The sequence below is a fragment of the Streptomyces sp. 1-11 genome (assembly GCF_007176755.1).
In the GTDB taxonomy this organism is placed as follows: domain Bacteria; phylum Actinomycetota; class Actinomycetes; order Streptomycetales; family Streptomycetaceae; genus Streptomyces.
In genome coordinates this window covers 184482-208119 of the sequence record NZ_BJTV01000012.1, presented here as the reverse complement: position 1 = coordinate 208119, position 23638 = coordinate 184482, and the positions used below count along the sequence as shown (strand labels likewise).

At 72.4% G+C, this 23638-nt stretch carries 23 protein-coding genes and 1 pseudogene; 2 read left to right on the top strand and 22 right to left on the bottom strand.

Annotation, left to right across the window (positions count from 1 at the left end):
• Positions 1–111: 111 nt before the first annotated feature.
• Together tsf and rpsB are read right to left on the bottom strand one after the other, a co-directional pair.
• Complete coding sequence (gene tsf / locus TNCT1_RS25120) at positions 112–948, bottom strand: translation elongation factor Ts (RefSeq protein ID WP_143636036.1); 837 nt, start codon at positions 946–948, stop codon at positions 112–114.
• Between the two features lie 173 nt (positions 949–1121).
• Positions 1122–2039 carry a 30S ribosomal protein S2 gene (gene rpsB, locus TNCT1_RS25115; RefSeq protein WP_143636034.1) on the bottom strand — a complete coding sequence of 306 codons (918 nt, stop codon included), beginning with the start codon at positions 2037–2039 and terminating at the stop codon, positions 1122–1124.
• Between the two features lie 288 nt (positions 2040–2327).
• Between rpsB and TNCT1_RS25110 the strand changes: the two genes are divergently transcribed.
• Complete coding sequence (locus tag TNCT1_RS25110; protein ID WP_143636032.1) at positions 2328–2990, top strand: M23 family metallopeptidase; 663 nt, start codon at positions 2328–2330, stop codon at positions 2988–2990.
• On the opposite strand, the gene TNCT1_RS25105 is transcribed toward TNCT1_RS25110, so the two are convergent.
• From TNCT1_RS25105 to TNCT1_RS25025, 17 genes and pseudogenes are all read right to left on the bottom strand, one after another.
• Positions 2944–3501: a TetR/AcrR family transcriptional regulator gene (locus tag TNCT1_RS25105; protein ID WP_143636162.1), complete on the bottom strand. Its 558-nt coding sequence runs from the start codon at positions 3499–3501 to the stop codon at positions 2944–2946. The genes TNCT1_RS25110 and TNCT1_RS25105 overlap by 47 nt on opposite strands.
• Before the next feature lie 65 nt (positions 3502–3566).
• Positions 3567–4409, bottom strand: a complete 843-nt coding sequence (gene whiG / locus TNCT1_RS25100; protein ID WP_143636030.1) for an RNA polymerase sigma factor WhiG — start codon at positions 4407–4409, stop codon at positions 3567–3569.
• Positions 4410–4758: 349 nt separating this feature from the next.
• Positions 4759–5859 carry a DNA-processing protein DprA gene (gene dprA, locus TNCT1_RS25095; protein ID WP_143636158.1) on the bottom strand — a complete coding sequence of 367 codons (1101 nt, stop codon included), beginning with the start codon at positions 5857–5859 and terminating at the stop codon, positions 4759–4761.
• A gap of 56 nt (positions 5860–5915) precedes the next feature.
• Positions 5916–7535: a YifB family Mg chelatase-like AAA ATPase gene (locus tag TNCT1_RS25090; protein ID WP_143636028.1), complete on the bottom strand. Its 1620-nt coding sequence runs from the start codon at positions 7533–7535 to the stop codon at positions 5916–5918.
• A 1-nt stretch (position 7536) separates the two neighbouring features.
• Positions 7537–7932 (bottom strand): YraN family protein, encoded by a 396-nt coding sequence (locus TNCT1_RS25085; RefSeq protein WP_143636026.1) that lies wholly within the window; start codon positions 7930–7932, stop codon positions 7537–7539.
• Positions 7933–8017: 85 nt separating this feature from the next.
• Positions 8018–8326, bottom strand: a complete 309-nt coding sequence (locus TNCT1_RS25080; protein WP_003965949.1) for a DUF2469 domain-containing protein — start codon at positions 8324–8326, stop codon at positions 8018–8020.
• A gap of 56 nt (positions 8327–8382) precedes the next feature.
• Positions 8383–8907 (bottom strand): NUDIX hydrolase, encoded by a 525-nt coding sequence (locus TNCT1_RS25075; RefSeq protein WP_143636024.1) that lies wholly within the window; start codon positions 8905–8907, stop codon positions 8383–8385.
• Positions 8897–9673, bottom strand: a complete 777-nt coding sequence (gene lepB / locus TNCT1_RS25070; RefSeq protein ID WP_143636022.1) for a signal peptidase I — start codon at positions 9671–9673, stop codon at positions 8897–8899. Before lepB (TNCT1_RS25070) ends, TNCT1_RS25075 begins: the two co-directional genes overlap by 11 nt.
• Positions 9674–9791: 118 nt before the next feature.
• Complete coding sequence (gene lepB, locus TNCT1_RS25065; protein ID WP_174266440.1) at positions 9792–10802, bottom strand: signal peptidase I; 1011 nt, start codon at positions 10800–10802, stop codon at positions 9792–9794.
• Positions 10693–11787 (bottom strand): annotated as a pseudogene (gene lepB, locus TNCT1_RS25060) (signal peptidase I); the annotation flags it as partial. The pseudogene lepB (TNCT1_RS25060) and the gene lepB (TNCT1_RS25065), both read right to left, overlap by 110 nt.
• Entirely contained in the window at positions 11780–12484 is a 705-nt protein-coding gene (gene lepB, locus TNCT1_RS25055) for a signal peptidase I (RefSeq protein ID WP_143636016.1), read from the bottom strand. The gene lepB (TNCT1_RS25055) and the pseudogene lepB (TNCT1_RS25060), both read right to left, overlap by 8 nt.
• A gap of 45 nt (positions 12485–12529) precedes the next feature.
• Entirely contained in the window at positions 12530–12880 is a 351-nt protein-coding gene (rplS, locus tag TNCT1_RS25050; protein WP_143636014.1) for a 50S ribosomal protein L19, read from the bottom strand.
• Positions 12881–13015: 135 nt separating this feature from the next.
• Complete coding sequence (gene trmD / locus TNCT1_RS25045) at positions 13016–13849, bottom strand: tRNA (guanosine(37)-N1)-methyltransferase TrmD (RefSeq protein ID WP_143636012.1); 834 nt, start codon at positions 13847–13849, stop codon at positions 13016–13018.
• Positions 13846–14391 (bottom strand): ribosome maturation factor RimM, encoded by a 546-nt coding sequence (gene rimM, locus TNCT1_RS25040; RefSeq protein ID WP_143636010.1) that lies wholly within the window; start codon positions 14389–14391, stop codon positions 13846–13848. The genes trmD and rimM overlap by 4 nt, the downstream gene beginning before the upstream one ends.
• An 83-nt stretch (positions 14392–14474) precedes the next feature.
• Positions 14475–14714 (bottom strand): RNA-binding protein, encoded by a 240-nt coding sequence (locus TNCT1_RS25035; RefSeq protein WP_005479813.1) that lies wholly within the window; start codon positions 14712–14714, stop codon positions 14475–14477.
• A gap of 5 nt (positions 14715–14719) precedes the next feature.
• Positions 14720–15139, bottom strand: coding sequence for a 30S ribosomal protein S16 (gene rpsP, locus TNCT1_RS25030; RefSeq protein WP_132889815.1), 420 nt, complete (start codon positions 15137–15139; stop codon positions 14720–14722).
• Between the two features lie 301 nt (positions 15140–15440).
• Positions 15441–16037 carry a hypothetical protein gene (locus TNCT1_RS25025; RefSeq protein WP_143636008.1) on the bottom strand — a complete coding sequence of 199 codons (597 nt, stop codon included), beginning with the start codon at positions 16035–16037 and terminating at the stop codon, positions 15441–15443.
• A gap of 525 nt (positions 16038–16562) precedes the next feature.
• Here TNCT1_RS25025 and TNCT1_RS25020 point away from each other — a divergent pair.
• The gene (locus TNCT1_RS25020; RefSeq protein WP_143636006.1) at positions 16563–17453 is read left to right on the top strand and encodes a cyclopropane-fatty-acyl-phospholipid synthase family protein; all 891 of its coding nucleotides are present in this window, start codon (positions 16563–16565) and stop codon (positions 17451–17453) included.
• Positions 17454–17479: 26 nt separating this feature from the next.
• Here TNCT1_RS25020 and ftsH read toward each other — a convergent pair whose 3' ends face one another.
• From ftsH to TNCT1_RS25005, 3 genes are all read right to left on the bottom strand, one after another.
• A complete protein-coding gene (gene ftsH / locus TNCT1_RS25015) occupies positions 17480–19417 on the bottom strand; it encodes an ATP-dependent zinc metalloprotease FtsH (protein WP_143636004.1) in 1938 nt (645 codons plus the stop codon).
• An 89-nt stretch (positions 19418–19506) separates the two neighbouring features.
• A complete protein-coding gene (gene ffh, locus TNCT1_RS25010; RefSeq protein WP_143636002.1) occupies positions 19507–21054 on the bottom strand; it encodes a signal recognition particle protein in 1548 nt (515 codons plus the stop codon).
• A 115-nt stretch (positions 21055–21169) separates the two neighbouring features.
• Entirely contained in the window at positions 21170–23620 is a 2451-nt protein-coding gene (locus TNCT1_RS25005) for a [protein-PII] uridylyltransferase (protein WP_143636000.1), read from the bottom strand.
• Positions 23621–23638 lie beyond the last annotated feature (18 nt).

Genomic DNA, 23638 nt, shown 5'->3' with positions numbered 1-23638 from the left:
AATGGCCTCCTCGTCAGATCTGCTGTCGTCCGACACGCGCCCGGGTGGGGCGGTGTGCGCGGACGACTGCTGTCGACCCTATAGCGGTCGCGCGTCGATCGCGGTACGGACTCAGATGCCGACCTTGATGCGCGTGAAGCGCTTCAGGGTGACACCGGCCTCGTCCAGCACCTTCTGGACCGACTTCTTGTTGTCCAGCGCGTACGGCTGGCCGAGCAGCGTGGCGTCCTTGAAGAAGCCGTTCACGCGACCCTCGACGATCTTGGCGATCGCGGCCTCGGGCTTGCCCTCGGCGCGGGTGGTCTCCTCGGCGATGCGGCGCTCGGACTCGACGACGTCGGCCGGCACGTCCTCCTTGGCCAGGTACTTCGGCGCGAAAGCGGCGATGTGCTGGGCGATGCCCTTGGCGACCTCGGCGTTCGGCTTGTCCAGCTCCACGAGGACACCGATCTGCGGGGGCAGGTCGGGCATGGTGCGGTGCATGTACGCGATGACGAAGCCGTCGGAGAACTGCGCGAAGCGGTCCAGGACGATCTTCTCGCCGAGGTTGGCGTTGGCCTCGTCCACGAACGCCTGGACGGTCTTGCCGGGCTCGATCTCGGAGGCGAGCAGGGCCTCGATGTCGGCCGGGGAGCTCTTCGCGACGTGCTCGGCGATGGCCTTGGCCACGGCCTGGAACTTGTCGCCCTTGGCGACGAAGTCCGTCTCGCACTTCAGCTCGACGAGGACGCCGGAGGAGTTGTCGTCCGCGATGATGGAGACCACGGCGCCGTTCTCGGCGGAGCGGCCCTCGCGCTTGGCGACGCCCTTCTGGCCCTTGATGCGCAGCGCCTCGACGGCCTTGTCGACGTTGCCCTCGGCCTCGTCCAGCGCCTTCTTGCAGTCCATCATGCCGGCGCCGGTGAGCTCACGGAGCTTCTTGACGTCGGCGGCGGTGTAGTTCGCCATGAGTCTGTGAGTCTTTCTCGAAGTCTTCGGAGAACGGAGATCAGCGGGGTCCGCGTCCACTTGTAGCCGTGGGCCGCGGACGGCTTGCCGACCTACGGGTGAACAGTGGGGGCGGATTCACCCGCGCGCGGGGCGCAAGGGATCCGGTACCGCCCCCACTGTCGACGCTGACGTCAGGCCTGCTCGCCCTCGGCGGCCGGGGCGGCCTCGGCGGCGGGGGCCTCGGCGGCCGGGGCCTCGGCCGGCTTCTCGGCCTCGGCGGCGGGGGCCTCGGCCGGCTTCTCGGCCTCGGCGGCCGGAGCGGCGTCGTCGGCCTTCTTCTCGCCCTCGAGCAGGTCACGCTCCCACTCGGCGAGCGGCTCGCCCGCGGCCTTCTCGCCCTTGTCACCGGTGGCGACGCGAGAGCGGGAGATGAGGCCCTCGGCGACGGCGTCGGCGATCACGCGGGTGAGCAGGGTGACGGAGCGGATCGCGTCGTCGTTGCCCGGGATCTTGTAGTCGACCTCGTCGGGGTCGCAGTTGGTGTCGAGGATCGCGACGACCGGGATGTTCAGCTTCCGGGCCTCGCCGACGGCGATGTGCTCCTTCTTGGTGTCCACGATCCAGACGGCGCTGGGCACCTTCTGCATCTCGCGGATACCGCCGAGGGTCTTCTCCAGCTTGGCCTTCTCGCGGGAGAGGACCAGCAGCTCCTTCTTGGTGAGGCCGGAGGCGGCCACGTCCTCGAAGTCGATCTGCTCGAGCTCCTTGAGGCGCTGCAGACGCTTGTAGACGGTCGAGAAGTTGGTGAGCATGCCGCCCAGCCAGCGCTGGTTGACGTAGGGCATGCCGACGCGGGTGGCCTGCTCGGCGATGGCCTCCTGCGCCTGCTTCTTCGTGCCGACGAACATGACCGTGCCGCCGTGGGCGACGGTCTCCTTGACGAACTCGTAGGCGCGGTCGATGTACGACAGCGACTGGAGCAGGTCGATGATGTAGATGCCGTTGCGCTCGGTGAAGATGAAGCGCTTCATCTTCGGGTTCCAGCGACGGGTCTGGTGACCGAAGTGGACGCCGCTCTCCAGCAGCTCCCGCATCGTGACGACGGCCATGGCCGTTTCTCCTTGAATTTCTCGGTTGTGCCGCGACAGCCGGCCGGCCGTCGCGCCTGACGCCCGCGTTGCGCCGGTGCCACGAGGGACCGAGGGGCGCTGATACGGACCGTCCGACGGACACCGTCCGACGAGACCCGTACCGGGGCGTGCGAAGTCGACCCGGTGACCCGGATCGCCAGAAGAAGTGTACGGGACCCGCGGGGTACCGGGTGACGCCGCTGTCCACAACCGGGGAGTGGTCCACAGTTCCCGGCCATGATCGGGCGGGTGCGGGAGGGTTCGGGCATGCGACGAGTGATGCGGCATTCGGGTGTGTGGGCGGGCCTGGCGCTCGGTCTCGCGGCACTCGTGCCTACGCCCCCGGCCTCTGCGGACTCCCCCGCCCCGGCGCCCTCAGCGCCCCCGCGGGCACCTGTTCCGGCCATCGCCCGCGCCTGGCCGGTGGGGGTCCGGCCGGTGGTCGTACGCGGCTGGGAGCCGCCCGCGACGGTGTACGGCCCCGGGCACCGGGGCGTGGACCTGGGCGCTCCGGCCGGTGCCCCGGTGCGGGCGGTGGCGGCCGGCCGGGTGTCCTTCGCCGGACGGGTGGCGGGGCGCGGTGTGGTGTCGGTGGAGCTCGCGGGCACGGCTCTGCGCACGACGTACGAGCCGGTGACCCCGTCGGTGGAGAAGGGGGACGAGGTGGGCGCGGGCGACGTGGTCGGCGCGCTGGAGGCCGCGGCCCCGCACTGCCCCGCCACCTGCCTGCACTGGGGCCTGCTGGCCGGCGAGACCTACCTGAACCCGCTGGCCCTGCTGCCGCCGTGGCTGCTGCGCACCGGACCGTCCAGACTGCTTCCGGTGCTCGACCTCCCCGTACAGCGGCCCGCTCGGCGGGCCGACCGGGTCCTCGGCAGCGCCCTCAGCCCCGCACCCCCCGCAGCGCCATCCGGACGGCCGCGTCCGTGATCCGGTCCGGCTCCTCGGCCGCGCCCAGCTCGATCCGCCGCACGGCCGCGTCCACGACCCCCTGCAGCAGCATCGCCGCCAGCCGGGGCTGCTCGTGCCCGATCTCCGCCAGCGCCTCGACGACCATCGCGACCAGCCCGCCGTGCGCCGCCCGGATCTTCTCCCGCGCCCCCGCGTCCAGCTCGCTCGCCGAGATCGCCACGACGGCCCGGTGCCGCCGGTCCCCGACCAGCGCGAGCTGCTGCCGCACATACGCCTCGACCTTGCCCTCGGCCGTCGGCGCCCGCTCCATCGCCGCCGCGACCTCGGCCGCCCAGAGCGGGAAGTCGACCTCGCACAGCTCCTCGACCACGGCGGCGCGCGAACGGAAGTACTCGTACACGGACGACCGCGCCAGGCCGGTCCGCTCGGCCAGCGCGGGGAAGGTCAGCGCTTCGGTCCCGCCGTCGGACAACAGGGACCGAGCCGCGTCCAGCAGGGCGGCTCGCTGCATCGACCGGTGCTCGGCCACGGAGGCCGCTCGAATCCTTGGCACGTCGACCACTTTACGGACGCGCCCCCGCGAACGGGAGCGACTCAGCGTCCGAAGCTCGCCAGCTTCGCCCTGAGCTGCAGCACCGACTTGGTGTGGATCTGGCTGACCCTGCTCTCGGTGACCCCGAGCACGTTGCCGATCTCGGCGAGGGTGAGCCCCTCGTAGTAGTAGAGCGTGACGACGGTCTTCTCCCGCTCCGGCAGCGTGTTGATGGCACGGGCGAGGAACCGCCGCAGCTCCCGGTCCTCGGCGACCTCCACCGGGTTGTCGGCGGCGGTGTCCTCGAGCGTGTCCATGAGGCTGAGCCGCTCGCCGCCGTCGCCGCCGACGTGCAGCAGCTCCTCCAGCGCCACCACGTTGGCCAGCGACAACTGGCTGAACACGGCGTGCAGCTCGTCCACCTCCATGTCCAGCTCGGCGGCGACCTCGCCCTCCGTGGGGGTCCGCCGCAGCCGCGCCTCCAGGGTGGCGTAGGCCCGTTCGACGTTGCGCGCCTTCTGCCGGACGGACCGCGGGATCCAGTCCAGGGCGCGCAGCTCGTCGATCATGGCGCCCCGGATCCGGGTGATCGCGTACGTCTCGAACTTGATCTCCCGGTCGATGTCGAACTTCTCGATCGCGTCGATCAGCCCGAACACCCCCGAGGAGACGAAGTCGGCCTGCTCCACGTTGGGCGGCAGACCGACGCTGACCCGGCCCGCCACGTACTTGACCAGCGGCGAGTAGTGCAGGATCAGCTGCTCCCGCAGCCGCTCGTCCCCCGTCGCCTTGTACGACCGCCACAGTTCGTCGAGCGTCGAGGGAGCGGGCGGCCGCACGCTGCCACCGTCACGTGCGGCTGGTGGGACCGCCGCCCGGTCCGAGCCGGAGGTGTGCTGGGGCATTCGTCGCCTTGTGCCGTTCTGCCGTGAAGTGCCGTGATCTGCCGAGGAGCGCTGGGAGGTGGGGCGGTGAGCGGAAGTGGTGTGCGGTGGGTCACCGCGGGGTGTGCGGGACACCCGGGTGAGCCGTGGGTCTGGGGTCGGGTCGGCGCGGTCTGCGCCCGGACTTCGTGAGCGTAGCGTGACTGCGGTGTCGCGGTGTGCGAACAGCGAGGCACCACCCCCGCGCGGAGCCCCTCCGGTGACCGCGCCGCCGCAGGCGGCGGCTCGCTCTGTGTGACCACCCGAATGTGTCAACTCCGGTAAATCCCAAGGGCATAGGGCGTTCCCCCGGACGGCCGAACACGCTCGGTCAACACGGGGCGGGGCCGCCCCGGGCCGAGATCAGCGCCTGGCGTGTCAACTTCCAGCCGTCGCCATGTCGTTCGACGTAACCAAGTGCTCGGAGTTCGTACAGTCTCGCGATCGCGTCGTCCGGGGTGGTCCGCGCGCCGCGGGCGATCTCCCCGGCGCCGGCCGGGCGGCTGCCGGGCAGCGCGGCGAGGACGGCCCGCGCGGCCGGGTCCAGCAGGTCGCGCGGGAGGACGGGGCCGCGCCGCGGCGGGGCCAGCTCGCCCATGTCGCCCACGAGTTCGATGACGTCCGCCGCGTCGGTGACCAGCGTGGCCCCGCCGCGCAGCAGTTCGTGCACACCGGCGGAGAGGGAGCTGGTCACGGGCCCGGGGACGCCCATGGTGAACCGGCCGAGCCGCTCGGCGGCCCGCGCGGTGACCAGCGAACCGCTGCGGCAGGCCGCCTCCACGACGACGGTGCCCCGGGTGAGCGCCGCGATCACCCGGTTCCGCAGGACGAACCGGCTGGGCGTCGGGTGGTCGCCGGGCGGCAGCTCCCCCACGACCAGTCCCTGCTCCGCGATCCGGTCGATCAGCGCGGTGTGCCCGCGCGGATAGGGCCGGTCCACGCCGCAGGCCAGCACCGCGACGGTGGCCCCGCCGGCGGCGAGCGCGCCCCGGTGGGCGGCCCCGTCGATGCCGTAGGCCCCGCCGGACACGACCACCCATCCCCGTTCGGCCAGCTCGGCGGCGAGGGTGGCGGCCACATGCGTCCCGTACTCGGTGCAGGCGCGGGCCCCGACCACGGAGACCGAACCGAGCGCCCACATCCGCAGGCTGGGCGAGCCGCGCACCCACAGACCCGTGGGCCGCGCGTCCCCCAGGTCGTCGAGTCCGCCCGGCCACTCGGCGTCTCCCGGGCACACGAAGCGCACACCGGCGTTCCGCGCCACCTCGAGGTCGCGCTCCGGCTCGGCCCGCGCGGCCCGCGCCACCAGTCCGGCCCAGCGTTTCCCGCTGACCCCCGGCAGCCGCCGGCCGTCCTCGCGCAGCCGGCGGACCACTTCCGCCACCCCGAACTCCCGCAGCCACCGCCCGCCGGCCTCGTCCCCCGGCTCCATGACCCGGGCGAGGAAGACCCGCCCCAGCAGTTCCTCGCCCGCGGCGGCCCCCGCCGTCACGCCGGGGCCCCGAGGGCCATGGGCACGCCCCGCGGGACGCCGGTGCGCAGTTGCAGGGCGAGGCAGACGTCGCCGGCGTCCGGGCGGTCGTGGCCGACGAGGTCCGCGACCGTCCAGGCGACCCGCAGCACCCGGTCGAGGCCGCGGGCGGTGAGCACGCCGCGCTCCAGGCTGCGCGCGGCCTCGTCCATCGCGCCGGCGGCGGCGTGGAAGCGGCTGCGCAGCTCTCTTCCGGGCACCTCGCTGTTGGTGCCCCAGGGCGTTCCGGCGAGGCGGGCCGCGGCACGCTCCCGGGCCGTGCGGACCCGGTCGGCGACGGCCGCGGAGGACTCGCCACCGGCCCCGGGCGCGGTGAGCTGGGCGCGGGTGACCGGGTCGACCTCGACGCGCAGGTCGACCCGGTCCAGCAGCGGTCCGGACAGCCGGGCCTGGTAGCGGCGGATCGCCGAGGGCGGGCAGTCGCACAGGGATTCCCGCTGCGAGAACCGTCCGCAGGGGCAGGGGTTGGCCGCCAGGACCATCAGGAACCGGGCGGGGAAGCGGACCACTCCCGCGCTGCGGGCGATCACCACGTGCCCGGACTCCAGCGGCTGCCGCAGGGCGTCCAGGGTCTGGCTGTGGAACTCGGGCGCCTCGTCCAGGAACAGCACGCCCCGGTGGGCCAGGGACACGGCGCCGGGCCGTGCGACGCCCTGACCGCCCCCGACGAGGGACTGCATCGTGGCGGAGTGGTGGGGGGCGCAGTAGGGCGCCGCCTCGACGAGGGGCTTGCCCGGCGGCAGCAGCCCGGCCACCGAGTGGACCGCCGTGACCTCCAGCGACTCCTGACGGGTGAGCCGGGGCAGCACGGCGGGCAGCCGCTCGGCGAGCATGGTCTTGCCGGCGCCCGGCGGTCCCTCCAGGAACAGGTGGTGCCCGCCGGCGGCGGCCACCTCGACGGCGGTGCGCGCCGAGGTCTGGCCCACGACGTCGGCCAGGTCGTGGTCCGGCTGCTGGGCGCCGCCGCCGTGCATGCCGGTGGCCGCCCCGGCGCCGGGCACCCGCAGACCGGCCAGCAGGGGGTCCGGGCGCCCGTGGCCGTCGGGTTCCTCCTCGGGCACGGGCTCGTCGGTGAGGACGGCGATCAGCTGCCGCAGGCTGCGGACGCCGAGCACGGACACGCCGGGGACCAGCGAGGCCTCGGCGGCGGCGCACTCGGGCACCACGACCTGCTCGTAGCCCGCGTCGGCGGCGGCGAGGACTGCGGGCAGGATGCCCCGCACCGGCCGCACCCGGCCGTCCAGACCCAGTTCGCCGATCATCACGATCTCGGCGAGGACCCGTGGGTCGATCCGCTCGGCGGCGCCGAGCACCGCGCAGGCGACGGCCAGGTCGAAGCCGGAACCGGCCTTGGGCACGGACGCGGGGCTCAGTCCGACGGTGAGCTTCTTCTGCGGCCATTCGCCGCCCGAGTTCACCACCGCGGCCCGGACCCGGTCCCGGCTCTCCGACAGGCTCTTGTCCGGCAGGCCCACCAGGGTGAAGGCCGCCACCCCGGGTTCCAGGTCGGCCTGCACCTCGACGACCACGCCCTCGACGCCGACGAGGGCGACGGAGCACGTACGGGCGAACCCCATCTCAGGCCACCCCCCGCGCGTGCTCGACGGACGCGGCGCCGCGGCGGGGCAGCAGGACGCCGACCAGGTCGATGCGCACCCCGCCCGGCGGGGCTCCGCCGTGCGCCTGGACCCAGCGCTCGGCCAGGCCGCGCAGGCGTCGTGCCTTCTCGGGGGTGAGCGCGGCCATCGGGTGCTGGAAGCCGCCGGCCCTGCGGGTCTTCACCTCGCAGACGACCAGCGTGCTCCCGTCCCGGGCCACGATGTCGATCTCGCCGGAACGTCCGCAGCGCCAGTTGCGCCGCAGGATGGTCATCCCCGCCTCGGTCAGCCGCCGCGCGGCCAGATCCTCGCCGTACCTGCCGAGTCCACTGCGTGCCCTGCTCATGTCGGCACCACCTCCGGCACCCACGGTCACGCAGCGGGCGGACAGAAGTGGATCTTGGTGGGCTACTCGCCGGTTGTGGACATCCCCGTCACCCGTTCGACGGAATCATGGGCCGTCAGCCGCCCGGGAGCTCGAGGTCGCTCTTGTTCAGCTCCTCGATGTTGACGTCCTTGAAGGTGAGGACGCGCACCTGCTTCACGAATCGGGCCGGCCGGTACATGTCCCACACCCAGGCGTCCGCCATCGACACCTCGAAGAAGACCTCGCCCTGGACCGAGTGCACCTGCATCTCGTAGTCGTTGGTGAGGTAGAAGCGCCGCTCGGTCTCGATCACGTATTTGAACAGACCGACGACGTCTCGATACTCCCGGTAGAGCTTCAGCTCCATCTCGGTCTCGTACTTCTCGAGGTCCTCGGCGCTCATGGCATGTTCCCCTTCAGCCGTGCGATCCCCCCATTGTGCGCCAGTCCGACGGGCCCTCAGACGATTTCCGTGTCCAGGGTCACGGGCCTGGCGGGGGGACCTTCGTCGAGCAGCGTGCGCAGCAGCCCGGCGAGTCTGGTCGGATACACCGTCTCATGTGCCAGGGTCAGTTCCCGGCACGTCCACCAGCGCGCTCCGGCGACGCTGCGCCGCTCCAGCTCGGTCAGGCCCAGGGCCGCGGTCGCCGTCTGGGTCGTACGGGCCAGGTAGTACCACTCGTCCTGGTCCCAGCGCCGGCCCGCGAACGGGAAGGAGCAGCGCCGGCGCCACAGCACGGGGCCGAGGGCGACGTCGGTGATGCCGGTCTCCTCGGCGAGTTCCCGCAGCGCGGCCTCCTCGCGCGTCTCGTCCCCTTCCAGGCCGCCGCCGGGGGTGAACCACCAGTCGTCGGCCGGATCGTCCGGCTCGTGGCCGTGCAGCAGGAGGATGCGGTCCTCGGGGTCGAGCAGGACCACCCGGGCCACCCTGCGCAGTCCGCCTTCGTAGGTGTCCTGGCCCGGCCGCGTGGTCTCAGCGGACACCGGCGGGCTCCGGGCGGTTGCGGGAGCGGCCCAGCCGCTTGGCGATCGAGCCGAACGCGCCGCCGCCGAGGACCAGGACCGCGCCGACGACGATCATCAGCTCGATGATCCGGATCGGGCCCGGCTGTGACAGGGCGCCGAGCGCCTTGAATCCGGTGGGGCGGGCGAGGATGCCGTTCATGGGCCAGACGACGGAGTCGACACGCGCGGAGACGGCGCCGCGCGCCACCGTGCCCCGGGCGGCGTCGGTGAGGTGGGCGGTGGAGTCCAGGGAGCCCTGGCGCTCGTCGCCGAGGAGGAACAGCCGCCCCTTGGGGACGGTGATGCTCGGGAAGTTCGTGCTCTCGGCCGGGCTGCCGGCGGGCAGGTAGGGCTCGTCGATCTGCTTGCCGTTGACGGTGAGCTTGCCGTCGGTGCAGCAGGAGACGGTGTCGCCGCCGACCGCGACGACCCGCTTGACCACGTTGGCGTCGCTGACCCAGCTCTTGTCGCGGAAGACCACCACGTCGCCGCGCCGGACCTCACTGCCGTCGACCCGCTGGGCGAGCACCCGGTCACCGGCGTCGATGGTCGGCGTCATCGAGCTGGTCGGCACGGTGTACGGCCGGTAGACCACCGCTCCCCAGGCGAAGCCGCCGAGGAACATCACCAGGCCCAGCGCCATGGCCACCCCGGACAGCCGCTCCGCGAGCCGGCTGCCGCCGGCCCGTGCCGTGCCTGTGCCCGCGGTGCGCGGGGCCGTACGCATGGTGCTCTCACCGCTCATGGACCCGCACCCTACCTGCCGGTACCGAACGGGGGCAGCCCCTCTTTCAGGACCCGGGGAACAGCTTTCCCGGAGCTTCACAGAGGGGCCTCACGGGCCCCACCGGCACGGCGCCGGGTCAGCGCTTGCCGGCCGCCGCCTGAGCCTGCGCCCCGGTGCGCAGCCGGTCCGCGCGCCTGCGCCGCCACACCACCACCGGCAGTACGGCCGCCACCGCCACGCCCTGCGGCGCCACCGTCAGGGACATGGCGGAGGTCTGCTGGCCGAGGCTGGGCTGGTCGAAGGTGTCCGGCACCGGCAGCGTGCCCCAGCGGTTGATGGGCCAGGCGCGCACGATGGCGCGGCCGACGACCTTGTCGACGGGGACCATGCCGTGGTGGCTGTCGGACTGGTTGTAGCGGGAGTCGCGGGAGTTCTGCCGGTGGTCGCCCATCACCCAGATGTAGCCCGCGGGGACCTTCACCTTGAACTGGCCGCCCTGGTCGTCCTGGCTGCACGGCGTGTTGCCGGGGTATACGTAGGGCTCGTTGAGTGCCTTGCCGTTGACCGTCAGCGGACCGGTGCCGTTGCACTCGACGGTGTCGCCGCCGACGCCGATCACCCGCTTGATCAGGTCCTTCTCCTCCGCGGACGGCATCAGGCCGATCCAGCTGAGGACCTTCTGCACCGGGTTCGGGTTGGGCGCGGGCTCGCCCGCCAGCCAGTCGTCCGGGTCGTGGAAGACGACGACCTCGCCGCGCTCGGGCTTGGAGCCGAACCACGGGGTGAGCTTGTCGACCAGGACGCGGTCACCCTGCTGGAGGGTGTTCTGCATCGAGTCCGAGGGGATGGAGAACGCCTGCACCAGGAAGGTCTTGATCAGCAGCGCCAGGACCAGCGCGATGCCGATCAGGATCGGCAGCTCCTTCCAGAAGGAGCGCGGCTTCTTCGGCTGGTCCGCCGTCCCGTCCGCGCCCTCGCCGTCGCTCTGCGGCCGGTGTTCCTCCGGCCCGCCGTCCCCGGACGCCGAGAAGTCGGAGTTCCCGGACGTCACAGCGCCGTCCGGGGCGGGGGCGTTCGCCTCCACGGGACGCCCGCGGTGCTCTTCGCCGTCGTGTCCCGACCGTGCGCCAACCGCCACATCCCCCACGCCAACTCCTTACTCTCTGCCGCCGCCTGCGCCATCCACGGCGCAGGCTCACCACTCCCATAACGAGCGGGAGTTCCGCAGGGGTCGGGAGTCTGGTCATTCCGTTCGGATCGCCGGAGGCAACCCTATGCGACAGCGGCGGGGCAGCGGTCGACCCCGACACGGAGTTCGCGACGCTTGCGAAGGTTTTAGGTTCGTCGAGGCTGGTCCAGTGACCGATCGGCCAGCCGATCACCATGGCCCGGCCCACCACCGAGTCCTCGGAGACCGTGCCGCCGTACGGGGTGTTCTGGTGCGCGCGGGAGTCGGCGGAGTTGTCGCGGTGGTCGCCCATCACCCACAGCCGGCCCGGGGGCACGGTGATGTCGAACGGCGTGATGGACGGGGCGCTGCCCGGATTGAGGTAGTCGGTCTCGCTGAGCGGGCTTCCGTTGACGGTGACCCGGCCCTGTGCGTCACAGCACTTGACGTGGTCCCCGCCGACTCCGATGACCCGTTTGATCAGGTCCTTCTCGTTGTCGGAGGGCAGCAGGCCGATGAAGGTGAGGACTTCCTCGAACTGCTTGACGACCACCGGGGCGTCCTTCGTCCGGGTGGTCTGCTCGTCGGCCAGCCAGCCGCCCGGGTCGTGGAAAACGACGACGTCCCCGCGCTGCGGCCGGGAGCCGAACCACGGGGTGAGCTTGTCGACCAGGACCCGGTCGCCGATCCGGATCGTCTGCTCCATCGAGCCGGACGGGATCACGAAGGCCTGGACGAGGAACGTCTTCAGGACCAGCGCTATGAGCACCGCGACACCGACCAGAAGGGGGATCTCCCGAACGGCTGACCGCCTGCGCTTGCGCTTCACCTTGCGCTGGAGCTTGCGCCGCTCCGCGCGCGTGCGGCCCGCGCCCGGTCCGGCGCCGGTGCGGCGGGTCCCGGTGGGCAGCAGGTTGTCGGCGGCGGTGGCCGGCGCTCCGCGCGGCCTGCCGCGGTTACCCACGGCCGCCTGCCGCGGAAGCGGGCGCGGGCACGCGCGCGTAGGCCGCGGGCCGCGTCAGGTGCCGCCAGTGGCCGTACGGCCAGGCGACCCAGTCGGCCCGGCCGATGACGTCGTCCACCGGGATCATGCCGCCGCCGGGCGAGCCCAGGTGGTCGCGGGAGTCGCTGGAGCGACTGCGGTGGTCGCCGAGGACGAACAGGCGGTCCGCGGGCACGACGACGTCGAAGGGGACGCTGGACGGGCTGTCCCCGGGGTGGAGGAACGCCGTCTCGTCGACCGGCCGGCCGTTCACCTCGAGCCTCCCCTCCTTGTCGCAGCAGACCACATGGTCTCCCCCCACTCCCACGACGCGCTTTATGTAGTCGGCGTCCCCGAAATACCCGGTCCCGTCGAAGACAATCACGTCGCCGCGCAGCGGCCCGGCACCGAGACGGTACGCCAACTTATTTACGAGAACGCGGTCGCCGATCCTCAATCCCTGTTCCATGGATCCGCTCGGAATCTGGAACGGTTGCACCACGAACGCGTTGAGGAGGAGCAAGAACGCCAGGCAGACGAGGAGGGTGAGGGTGATCCCGCCTCCCGGCAGCCATGCGGCGACCCGCGGCACCAACGCGAAACGCGACCGGCCCTCCGTCCCCGGGGTTCCGGGTCGGGAGGAGCGGTCGCGTTGCGTCGGCTGTGCTTCGGTGTCCATCGGGGCCAGATGCTATCCGGCCCCGACGTGACCCCGGAAAAGCGCTCAGTTGTCGCGCTTCTCCTTGATCTTCGCGGCCTTGCCGCGCAGCTCACGGAGGTAGTACAGCTTGGCGCGGCGCACGTCACCACGGGTGACCAGCTCGATCTTCTCGACGATCGGGGTGTGCACCGGGAAGGTGCGCTCGACGCCGACGGAGAACGAGACCTTGCGGACCGTGAAGGTCTCGCGGACACCGGAGCCCTGGCGACGGATCACAACGCCCTTGAACTGCTGCACACGGGAGCGGTTGCCCTCGATGACGCGGACGTGGACGTTGACGGTGTCACCCGGGCGGAAGGCGGGGACGTCGCTGCGCAGCGACGCGGCGTCGACGGTGTCGAGCAGGTGAGACATTTCGTCTGCTTTCTTCGCTGATGCCACAGGTCATCAACGGGAACTAGGTTTCCATGAGGACTGCCGTGCGGGTCGGAACGGGCGTCGTGTCCCCCTGTGGCAGGGGCGCACGCCGGACGGACGCACAACAGCGGCCTATTGTTCCATGCCGTCGGCGTGGCGCCAAAACCGGCCGTACGGCTCCCCTTCCGGGTCCGGCTCCCAGCCCAGGATGGAGAGCATCTCGCGGTCCTTCTTGTCGAACGCCCCGGGCTCGCAGCGCTCGATCAGGTCGGGCCGGTGGGCCGTGGTGCGGCGCAGGGCCTCGTCGCGGCGCCAGCGGGCGATCCTTCCGTGGTGGCCGCTGAGCAGCACCTCGGGGATGTCCCGGCCGCGCCAGACGGGCGGCTTGGTGTAGACGGGGCCTTCCAGGAGGCTGGCCATGGCGCCGGGCGCGAAGGAGTCGTCCCGGTGGGACTCGGCGTTGCCGAGCACGCCGGGCAGCAGCCGGGCCACGGCCTCGGTGACGACCAGGACGGCCGCCTCGCCGCCGGCGAGCACGTAGTCGCCGATGGAGACCTCGTACACGGGCATCCGGGTCGCGTACTCGTCCATGACGCGCCGGTCGATGCCCTCGTAGCGGGCCGGAGTGAAGATCAGCCAGGGGCGCTCGGAGAGCTCGACCGCCAGTTCCTGGGTGAAGGGGCGGCCGCTGGGGGTGGGCACGATCAGCGCGGGAGCCCTGGAGCCGGTCTCGTAGCCGTCGGCGAGCACGGTGTCGAGCGCGTCGCCCCAGGGCCCGGTCTTCATGACCATGCCGGGGCCGCCGCCGTAGGGGGTGTCGTCGACGGTGTTGTGCCGGTCGTACGTCCACGCGCGCAGGTCGTGCACGTGGACGTCGAGCTGCCCGCGCGCGCGTGCCTTGCCGACCAGGGAGACGTTCAGCGGCTCGAGGTACTCCGGGAAGATCGTGACGACGTCGAGCCTCATGCGTCCTCTTCCCGGGACGAGGCGATCTCCGCGCGGTCGTCGATCAGGCCCGGCGGGGGCGTGACGACGGCCTTCTGCTCCTCGAGGTCGATCTCGGTCACGATCTCCGCCACGAAGGGGATCATGACCTCGCTGCCGTCCGGGCGCTCGACGATGAAGAGGTCCTGGGAGGGCAGGTGCGAGATCTCGGTGATCCGGCCGATCTCCGCGCCGTCCGCGGTGACCACGTCGAGGTCGATGAGCTGGTGGTCGTAGTACTCGTCCTCGTCCTCGGGGAGTTCCTCGGGGTCGACCTCGGCGATCAGCAGGGTGTTGCGCAGGGCCTCGGCGGCGGTGCGGTCGCCGACGCCCTCGAAGCGCAGCAGCAGGCGCCCGCTGTGCACCCGGCCGGTGGCGATGGTGAGCGGTCCGGCGGAGGCCGGGTCGGTGGCCAGAACGGCTCCGGGGGCGAGCCGCAGCTCCGGCTCGTCGGTACGTACCTCGACGGTGACCTCGCCCTTGATGCCGTGGGCGCGGCCGATCCGTGCGACTACCAGCTGCACTGTGCTTGCTCTCCTGTCATACGACTACGGGCCGGGGACGGCCCAGTGGCCTTCCCCGGCCCGAGCCGGTGCTGCGATAAGCGTCAGCGGACGTGGTCCACGTCGACGAGGTCGACGCGGACGCCGCGGCCGCCGATGGCGCCCACGACGGTGCGCAGAGCACGCGCGGTACGACCGTTGCGGCCGATCACCTTGCCGAGGTCGTCGGGGTGCACCCGGACCTCCAGCACGCGCCCGCGACGCAGGTCGCGCGAGGCGACCTGCACATCGTCGGGGTTGTCGACGATGCCCTTCACGAGGTGCTCAAGCGCCTCTTCGAGCATGCTGCTCAGGCCTCGGTCGACTCGGACTCGGCAGCCGCCTCGTCCTTCTTCTCAGCCTTCTTCTTCTGGGTGATGGCCTCACCCTTGCCCTCGTCGTCACCGCCGAGAGCCTCGAACGACGGACGCGTCGACTTCGGCTCGGCGACGAGCAGCGGCGCGGGAGCCGGCTCGCCCTTGAACTTCTGCCAGTCGCCGGTCTTCTTCAGGATGGCGAGGACGGGCTCGGTCGGCTGCGCGCCGACACCCAGCCAGTACGCCACGCGGTCGGCGTCCACCTCGATGACCGACGGGTTGTAGGTCGGGTGGTACTTGCCGATCTCCTCGATGGCCCGGCCGTCACGGCGGGTACGGGAGTCGGCGACGACGATGCGGTAGTGAGGCGAACGGATCTTGCCCAGACGCTTCAGCTTGATCTTGACTGCCACGGGAGTGGGTTCTCCTGGTTTTGACGTGGTTGGGCACGGCGAGCTGCCGCGTGGGGTTGCGGTACCCGAGTGCCCGACGGACGCGTCAGCCGGAGGAGAGAGGGGTCCTGTGCGGCTGTCGAGTACAGCTAGCCATTGTGCCACACCGTTCGGATCGCTCTTCGCCACGGGGGCCGGACGATCCCGGGCATGGCTGAGCGGCACCCGGCGCGGAGGTGACGTGCGCCGGGTGCGCCGCCCGGCCGTGGATCCCGCGGGCATGGGGACCGCGGGTGTGCGGCTGCCACGAGCAGCCGCACCCCTACGCCGCGCCCACGACCTCCGGGATGCGGAACGGCTTGCCGCAGCCGCCGCACACGATGGGGGCCTGGGCCAGGACCGAGGGCACCACCCGGACGTTGCGCCCGCAGTCGCAGACCGCCTTGACGCGGACGCCACCGCCGGAGGAGCCGTGGCGGGCGGCCGGGCCGCGGAAGGTCCGGGAGGTGTCGGCGGAGGTGGCCGCCGTATGGGCCTTCAGGGCGCGCTGGAGGCGCTCGATGGTCGGGCGGTAGCGCCGCTTCGCCTCGGGATCGAGCGTGACCAGCGAGAAGCCGCTGCTGGGATGCGGCTCCTCGGGGTGGTCCAGGCCCAGTTCCTCGGCGATGGCCAGGAAGCGGCGGTTGTGGTAGCGGCCGGCGCGGGAGGTGTCACGGACGCCGCGGGCGGCGGCGATGCCGTGGACGGCCTCGTGGAGCAGGCGCTCGAAGGAGAGTTCGTGACCGCACGCGGACGACGACTCCCCGATCAGTGACTCTGGCGCGGCAAGGTCCGGCAGCTCGGGGTGGTACCGCTGAATGTCGGCCCACGCCTGCGCCAGCTCTGCGGCGAGGACAGGTGGTGTCTGTGTCGTGCTCACGTAATGACAACGAGCGTGGGTGCCTCTGTGTTCCTATTCCGGGGCATCCCAAATAATTTGCACGTACCCGTCAGTTGCCGCTGATGCGTCCTGACGAGGGCGGGTGCGCTGATCTGCGGAGAAGCCTCACAGCTCATACCAAGCCGGTGCGTAGTCCGACGTACGACGCGTCGTGCAAGCGGTGCTGTGCGGGTGGCCGGTGGATGCGCAAGGTGCGTTTCGGCCGCTCTCGCCGGACGCCTTCACCTCTGTCAACGTCCGCGGCGATCGTGACGTTACAGGCTGCCCGCGCACCCCTCGTCACCGGCCCGCCCCCGCGCGAGCGGACACCGTGCGGTCGCCCGTATTGCGTGGATGTGAATTCTCGCCACTTCTGGTCCTGGCCCCCAAGCCGGGCCCCACGACCCCTGGACGGCACCGCGAGCCGGGAGTTACCTGACATAGGTGGAAGGGTGCGAGCGATCGGCACGGGGGCCTCGCAATCGGGCACTGCGACGAACTGTCGGCGGATTGGGGCGCTTACCTATGACACCTACGCTCGTGCGGGAGCACTTGTCTCACGCGGGTCCCGTACCACCCGGCGTGAACCCGTGCGCACGCGCGCGTGACTGGTCCGAGATCCAGGAGCGGATGCTGGTCCCGCTCTACGAGGCCGTCCACGAACGGCTCGACGTGGGCCCGGCGACCCGGCTGCTGGGTCTGCGCTGCGGTTCCGGTCTCGCCCTGCTGATGGCGTCCTCCAGAGGGGCCGCCGTGACCGGCGTCGACTCCTGCCGGGAACTGCTCGCCCTGGCGCGCGAGCGGCTGGCGCCGGACGCCGCGCCCGGCACGCGCGCGCGTACGCGGCCGGACCCGGGCGGGGGCGGCGGCACGCGGCTGGTCGAGGACCTGGACCTGCCCGGCGAAGCGGCCGGCGCGCGGGCTCCCGCGTACACCCTGATGACCGTCTTCGAGCCGATCGGCTGTCTGGCGGGCGACTCCGAGTGGCTCGGCGGACTGCTGGCGGACGCGCTGCCGCTGGCCGCGCACGGGGGCGCCGTGGTGCTGGCCGGCTGGGGGCCGCCGGAGCGCTGCGCCACCTCGTCCGTGCTCCGGGTGGCGACGAAGCTCGCCGATCCGCTGCGCAGCCCGGGCAGCTGGCGGCCCGCACGCCGCGACGACCTGGAGGAGGTCGCCCAGCGGGCCGGGCTCAGGCCGGACGGCTCGGGGCGGGTGGCCTGCCCGTTCGGCTATGCCGACGTGGACAGCGCGGTGCGCGGCCTGCTGTCGACCGGGCTCTTCGACGCGGCGATCGCGGCCACCGACGGCAAGCAGGTGGACAAGGAGCTGGCGGAGGCGCTGCACCCGTACCGGCGGGCGGACGGCACGGTCTGGATGCCGAACGTCTTCCGCTATCTCATCGCCCGGGTGCCGTAGCCCCTGGTAGGGCCTGCAGACAGGACCTATGCCTCCGCGTCCTTGGTCAGGCGGGTGATGCCGGCGATCCGGTAGGCGTCCGCCTCCTCCAGGGTCTCGTTCTCCAGCAGCGCGTGCGCCAGCGCGTCCAGCCGGCCGCGGTGGTCGCGCAGCTTCTGGCGGGCCTCCTCGTAGCACTCGTCGACGATCCGGCGCATCTCGGCGTCGATCACGTCGAGGGTCTGCGGGGCGGCCGACAGGCCGTACGCCTGCTGGGCGTCGCCGGGGAGCGCGGAGAGCCGGCCGACGCGCTCGCTCATGCCCCAGCGGGCCACCATCCCGCGCGCGATGTTGGTGACCTGTTCGAGGTCGCTCTCCGCGCCGGTGGTGACGACCCCGTAGACGACCTCCTCCGCGGCCATGCCGCCGAGCGCGCCGATGATGCGGCCGCGCAGATAGCCCTCCGAGTGCGCGTACCGCTCCACCTCGGGCGTGGACATGGTCACCCCGAGCGCCCGGCCGCGCGGCACGATGGTGATCTTGCGGACCGGGTCGGCGCCGGTCTGCAGCATGCCGAGCAGGGCGTGGCCGCTCTCGTGGTACGCCGTGCGGCGGCGGTCCTCCTCGGGCATGACCAGCGTGCGCTCGGCGCCGAGCTGGACCTTCTCCAGGGCCTCGGACAGGTCCGCCTGCGTCACCCGTTCCTGTTTCCCCTTGACGGCGAGGAGCGCGGCCTCGTTGGCGAGATTGGCCAGATCCGCGCCTGTCATGCCGGGCGTCACCCGCGCCACCTGGGCCAGGTCCACGTCCCCGGCCAGCGGCATCTCCCGGGTGTGGATGCGCAGGATCGCCTCGCGTCCGCCGCGGTCCGGCGGGGACACGCTCACCACCCGGTCGAAGCGGCCGGGCCGGGTCAGTGCCGGGTCGAGGATGTCCGCGCGGTTGGTGGCCGCGATGACGATCACGCCCTCGGAGCCGGAGAAGCCGTCCATCTCGGTGAGGATCTGGTTCAGGGTCTGCTCGCGCTCGTCGTGGCCGCTCATCGAGGCGCCGCCGCCACGCACCCGGCCGATGGTGTCGATCTCGTCGATGAAGATGATCGACGGCGCCACCTTGCGGGCCTCGGCGAACAGCTCGCGGACCCGGGAGGCGCCGACGCCGACGATCATCTCGATGAACTCGGACGCCGAGGCCGAGAAGAACGGCACGCCGGCCTCGCCCGCGACCGCGCGCGCGAGCAGCGTCTTGCCGGTGCCCGGGGAGCCCGCGAGCAGGACGCCCCGGGGCAGCTTGGCGCCCATCCTGCGGTAGGTGTCGGGGTGCTTGAGGAAGTCGACGACGTCGTCCAGTTCGCCCTTGACCTCGTCGATGCCGGCGACGTCGGCGAACGTGGTGCGTGCTTTGCCGGGCAACAGCTCGACCGGCCGCGGCGGTGGTTTGCGCCCGAACACGCCGCCCGCGCCGCCCAGCCCCGAACCGAACCGCCGGGCGATGAAGATCCACACCGCGACCAGCAGCACGATCGGGACCAGGGAGATCAGCAGGTTGGACAGCAGTCCGCGCTCCTGCACGACCGGCCGGGCCGTCACCGTGACGTTGTGGCTGCTCAGGTTCTGCCACAGCTTGTCGTCGGCGAAGGCCGGCCGCTGTGTGCGGAACTTGGTGTAGTCCCCGCCGCCCTCGGGGTTGGCGCGGGGGCTCTTGAGCTGGCCCTGGATCGCGTCGCCCTTGGAGTAGATCTTGGCGACGTTGCCCGCGCCGACCTCCCGGCTGAACTCCGTGTAGGAGATCGTCGGCTCGTTTCCCTGGCCCAGGTAGTTCAGGCCGACGTACGCCAGCAGGAAGACGATCACCGCGGTGACGAGCAGGCCCCACCACTTGCCGCCGCGCCTTCCGCCCCCGGGCCGCCGGGGCGTGTCGTCCGGGGTGCCCTCGGCGCGCCACGGCTGGTCAGGGGCCTTGCGGGGTGGCGCCGCATTGCTCATACCTGGACGTTACGGCACCGCGCCTGCCTCGGCATGCGCTGAGGGCGCCCCCCTGGCCCGGGGGGCGCCCTCGAAGACGTGCGGCGGGATCAGCCCATGAACTTCTTGAACTCGTCCGGCAGCTCGAACTCCTGGCCGCCCTGCTGCGGCAGCCCGAAGGCGCCGCCGCTCTGGGCGGCCGCGGCGCGCCGGGCCGCCTCCTCCTGCTCCTGCTGCTTGCGCTTCATCGGGTTGCCGGAGCGCTGCTTGCCCTTGGCCTTCTTCGGCTGCTTCTTGCTGCGCCCGGGGCCACCGCCCATGCCCGGGATGCCCGGCATGCCCGGCATCCCGCCCTGTGCCATGCGGGACATCATCTTGCGGGCCTCGAAGAACCGCTCGACGAGGTTCTTCACCGCGCTGACGTCGACACCGGAGCCCTTGGCGATACGGGCGCGGCGGGAGCCATTGATGATCGTCGGGTCCTGGCGCTCCACCGGGGTCATCGACTTGATGATCGCGGCGGTGCGGTCGACGTCCCGCTCGTCCAGGTTGTTGATCTGGTCCTTGATCTGGCCCATGCCGGGAAGCATGCCGAGCAGCTTGGAGATGGAGCCCATCTTCCTGACCTGCTCCATCTGGGCCAGGAAGTCGTCCAGGGTGAAGTCCTGGCCCTTCTTGGACGCCAGCTTCGAGGCCATCTTGGCGGCCTCTTCCTGGCTGAAGGTCTTCTCCGCCTGCTCGATCAGGGTGAGCAGGTCACCCATGTCGAGGATGCGGGAGGCCATCCGGTCCGGGTGGAAGGCGTCGAAGTCGTCGAGCTTCTCACCGTTGGACGCGAACATGATCGGCTTGCCGGTGATCTGCCGGATCGACAGGGCCGCGCCACCACGGGCGTCGCCGTCGAGCTTGGAGAGCACCACGCCGTCGAAGCCGACGCCGTCGCGGAACGCCTCGGCGGTGTTGACGGCGTCCTGACCGATCATCGCGTCGACGACGAACAGGATCTCGTCCGGGGAGACGGCGTCGCGGATGTCCGCGGCCTGCTGCATCATCTCCTGGTCGATGCCGAGCCGGCCCGCGGTGTCCACGATCACGATGTCGTGGACCTTGGTCCGCGCGTGCTCGATGGAGTCCTTGGCGACCTTCACCGGATCGCCGACGCCGTTGCCCGGCTCCGGCGCGTAGACCGCGACGCCGGCGCGCTCGGCGACGACGCTGAGCTGGTTGACGGCGTTCGGGCGCTGGAGGTCGGCGGCGACGAGCAGCGGCGAGTGGCCCTGCTCCTTCAGCCAGTGGCCGAGCTTGCCCGCGAGGGTGGTCTTACCGGCACCCTGCAGACCCGCGAGCATGATCACGGTGGGCGGCTGCTTGGCGAAGCGGAGCCGGCGGGTCTCACCGCCGAGGATGGTCACCAGCTCGTCGTTGACGATCTTGAGGACCTGCTGGGCGGGGTTCAGCGCCTTGGAGACCTCGGCGCCGAGGGCGCGTTCCTTGACGTTCTTGATGAACGACCGGACGACAGGCAGGGCCACGTCGGCTTCGAGCAGTGCGATGCGGATCTCGCGCGCCGTGGCGTCGATGTCCGCTTCGCTCAGTCGGCCTTTCCCGCGGAGGTTCTTGAAGGTCGCACTGAGGCGGTCGGAGAGGGTATCGAACACGGCGGCGTCGGTCCTCGGATGTCGGGGGCGTTTCGGGCTGCCCTCCAGGATATCCGCCCGGCGAGCGGATATCCCCCGCCCGCCTCACGCAGCGGACGGGGAGCGGGACGGGGTGTCACCCGCGCAACGCCTCCTCCAGCGCCTCGGCCGTCGAGGCCGCGTCCCGCGGCGGCAGCGGCGCCCCGGCGCCGGTCGTCACGTAGAAGGCGTCGACGGCGTTGGCGCCGAGGGTGCTGACGTGCATGCTGCGCACCCGCACCGCCGCCTTCTCCAGCGCCGCGCCGATCCGGAACAGCAGCCCGGGTGCGTCCTGCGCGCGCACCTCGATCACCGTGGCGTGGCGGGAGGCCGCCGGGGCCACCGTCACCCGGGGCGGCGGGGCCGCCCGGCCGCGGCGACGCGGATAGGCCGCGTCCCGCTCGGCGAGGCGGCCGGCGACGTCGAGGGAGCCGTCCAGGGCCCGGACGAGGTCGGCGCGCAGCCGGGCCGCCTGCGGCAGCGAGCCGTACTCGGCGGCGACCCGCCAGTTCAGCAGCAGGACAGAGGCGTCCTCGACGTCGTCGGGCAGGCGCAGGGCGCGCAGCCCGGCCGTGCGGACGGTCAGCCGGTGCACGGCGAGCACGCCGGCGACGGCCGGCAGCACGCCCGGCTGGTCCGGTACGGCGATGATCAGCTCCACGCCGAGCGGTTCCGGCCCGCCCGGCACGTCCTCCTCTGGCGCCGGTTCCGGCTGCGCGCGCAGCGCGAGGACCGGGCCGCCGGTGCGGAAGGCCTCGATGGCGAGGCGTTCCTGCTCGGCGGTGGGCGCGGCGGGTTCGGGCTCGTCGCCCTCCTCGCCCGCGAGGACGGCGGCCACGCGCCGCACCAGGTCGGCGACGAGGGAGCCGCGCCAGGAGGACCAGGCGGCGGGGCCGGTCGCGAGGGCGTCGGACTCGGTGAGGGCGTGCAGCAGTTCCAGCGTGCCCGGGGTGCCGACGGCCTCGGCGACCGAGCGGACGGTGGCGGGGTCGTCCAGGTCGCGCCGGGTGGCGGTCTCGATCAGCAGCAGATGGTGCCGCACGAGGGTGGCGAGCACGGTGGCGTCGGCGTGGTCGAAGCCGATCCGCGCGGCCACGTCCCTGGCGATGATCTCGCCGGCCACGGAGTGGTCGCCGGGCCAGCCCTTGCCGATGTCGTGCAGCAGCGCGGCGACGAGCAGCAGGTCGGGGCGGCTGACGCGGCGGGTCAGTTCCGAGGCGCGGACCGCGGTCTCGATCAGGTGCCGGTCCACCGTCCAGAGGTGGACGGCGTTGCGCTGCGGTCGGCAGCGGACCCGTTCCCAGTCGGGCAGCAGCCGGCTGATCAGGCCCTCCGCCTCCAGCGCCTCCCAGACGCCGATGGTCGCACGGCCGGAGCCGAGCAGCGTGACGAGCTGCTCGCGGGCCTCGGCGGGCCAGGGCGCGGGCAGCGGGCGGGTGGTGGCGGCCATACGCCGTACGGCGTGCAGGGAGAGCGGGAGACCGGCCTGGGCCGCGGCGGCCGCGGCGCGCAGCGGGAGCACGGGGTCGCGTTCGGGGCGTGCGGCGTGGGCGAGCACCACCTCGCCGTCCTGCTCGACGACGCCCTCGGCCAGCGGCGACCGCTCGGCGACCGGTCTGCCGCCGCCCAGCATGGCCCGCAGCCGCGGGCGAACGGCGCGTGAGCGCAGCACGCGGCCGACCTCGCGCCAGGTGACGTCGCCGGCGTACGAGATCACCCGGGCGGCCTCGTAGACCTGGCGCAGCAGGGTGTCGGCGTCCAGCAGGCCCAGTCCGGCGGCGACCTGGTCCTGTTCCTGCAGGGCGAGCCGGTCGGTGGCGCGGCCGGTGGCCAGGTGCAGGGCGTCCCGGACGTCGAGCAGGCGACGGCGGGCGTCCGCGAGGCCCTCGCGCGGGGCGTCGGCCAGCCAGGAGGCGGCCACGGCGCGCAGGGCGGTGGCGTCCCTGAGACCGCCGCGGGCCTCCTTGAGGTCGGGTTCCAGGAGGTATTGCAGCTCACCGTGCCGTTCGGCGCGCTCCGCGCAGAGTTCCCGCAGTTCGGGAAGGCGCCCGGGGGCCTGGTTGCGCCAGTCGGCCAGGGCGGTGGTGCGCAGTGCGGCGGTGAGGGCCGGGTCGCCGGCGAGGTGCCGGGCGTCCAGCAGGCCGAGCTGGACCTTCAGGTCCTCACCGGCGGCCTTGCGGGCCTCGGCCGGGGTGCGCACGGAGTGGTCGAGGGCGAGGCCGAGGTCCCAGACCGGGTACCAGAGACGGTCGGCCAGGGCGGCGACCGCGCCGGCACCGGCGCCGTCGTGCAGCAGCAGGAGGTCCAGGTCGCTGCGCGGGGACAGCTCCCCGCGGCCGTAGCCGCCCACGGCGACCAGCGAGACGCCACCGGTCGCGCCGGCCGCGGCCGTGAAGAGGCCGGTGAGCCAGTCGTCGGTCAGCTCGGCGAGCGCCGAACGGCGCGGCGGCCCGGACCGCGCCCCCTCGGTGAGGAGGCGCAGCCGGGCCGCCGCGTAACCGCCGGGTCCCGAGTCGTCCGTCTCTTCGCGCACATCCGTACCCGTCACCCAGCGACTCCCGTCCTG

What these genes read in the sequence shown, in the direction of transcription:
- TNCT1_RS25035 (WP_005479813.1), bottom strand. Translation starts at nt 14,714, where the DNA reads ATGCTCGAAGAGGCGCTTGAGCACCTCGTGAAGGGCATCGTCGACAAC.
- ftsH (WP_143636004.1), bottom strand. Translation starts at nt 19,417, where the DNA reads ATGAGCAATGCGGCGCCACCCCGCAAGGCCCCTGACCAGCCGTGGCGC.
- TNCT1_RS25020 (WP_143636006.1), top strand. Translation starts at nt 16,563, where the DNA reads ATGACACCTACGCTCGTGCGGGAGCACTTGTCTCACGCGGGTCCCGTA.
- rplS (WP_143636014.1), bottom strand. Translation starts at nt 12,880, where the DNA reads ATGTCTCACCTGCTCGACACCGTCGACGCCGCGTCGCTGCGCAGCGAC.
- lepB (WP_143636016.1), bottom strand. Translation starts at nt 12,484, where the DNA reads ATGGACACCGAAGCACAGCCGACGCAACGCGACCGCTCCTCCCGACCC.
- dprA (WP_143636158.1), bottom strand. Translation starts at nt 5,859, where the DNA reads ATGGAGCCGGGGGACGAGGCCGGCGGGCGGTGGCTGCGGGAGTTCGGG.
- tsf (WP_143636036.1), bottom strand. Translation starts at nt 948, where the DNA reads ATGGCGAACTACACCGCCGCCGACGTCAAGAAGCTCCGTGAGCTCACC.
- whiG (WP_143636030.1), bottom strand. Translation starts at nt 4,409, where the DNA reads ATGCCCCAGCACACCTCCGGCTCGGACCGGGCGGCGGTCCCACCAGCC.
- rpsB (WP_143636034.1), bottom strand. Translation starts at nt 2,039, where the DNA reads ATGGCCGTCGTCACGATGCGGGAGCTGCTGGAGAGCGGCGTCCACTTC.
- TNCT1_RS25080 (WP_003965949.1), bottom strand. Translation starts at nt 8,326, where the DNA reads ATGAGCGCCGAGGACCTCGAGAAGTACGAGACCGAGATGGAGCTGAAG.
- trmD (WP_143636012.1), bottom strand. Translation starts at nt 13,849, where the DNA reads ATGAGGCTCGACGTCGTCACGATCTTCCCGGAGTACCTCGAGCCGCTG.
- TNCT1_RS25090 (WP_143636028.1), bottom strand. Translation starts at nt 7,535, where the DNA reads ATGGGGTTCGCCCGTACGTGCTCCGTCGCCCTCGTCGGCGTCGAGGGC.
- TNCT1_RS25110 (WP_143636032.1), top strand. Translation starts at nt 2,328, where the DNA reads ATGCGACGAGTGATGCGGCATTCGGGTGTGTGGGCGGGCCTGGCGCTC.
- lepB (WP_143636022.1), bottom strand. Translation starts at nt 9,673, where the DNA reads ATGAGCGGTGAGAGCACCATGCGTACGGCCCCGCGCACCGCGGGCACA.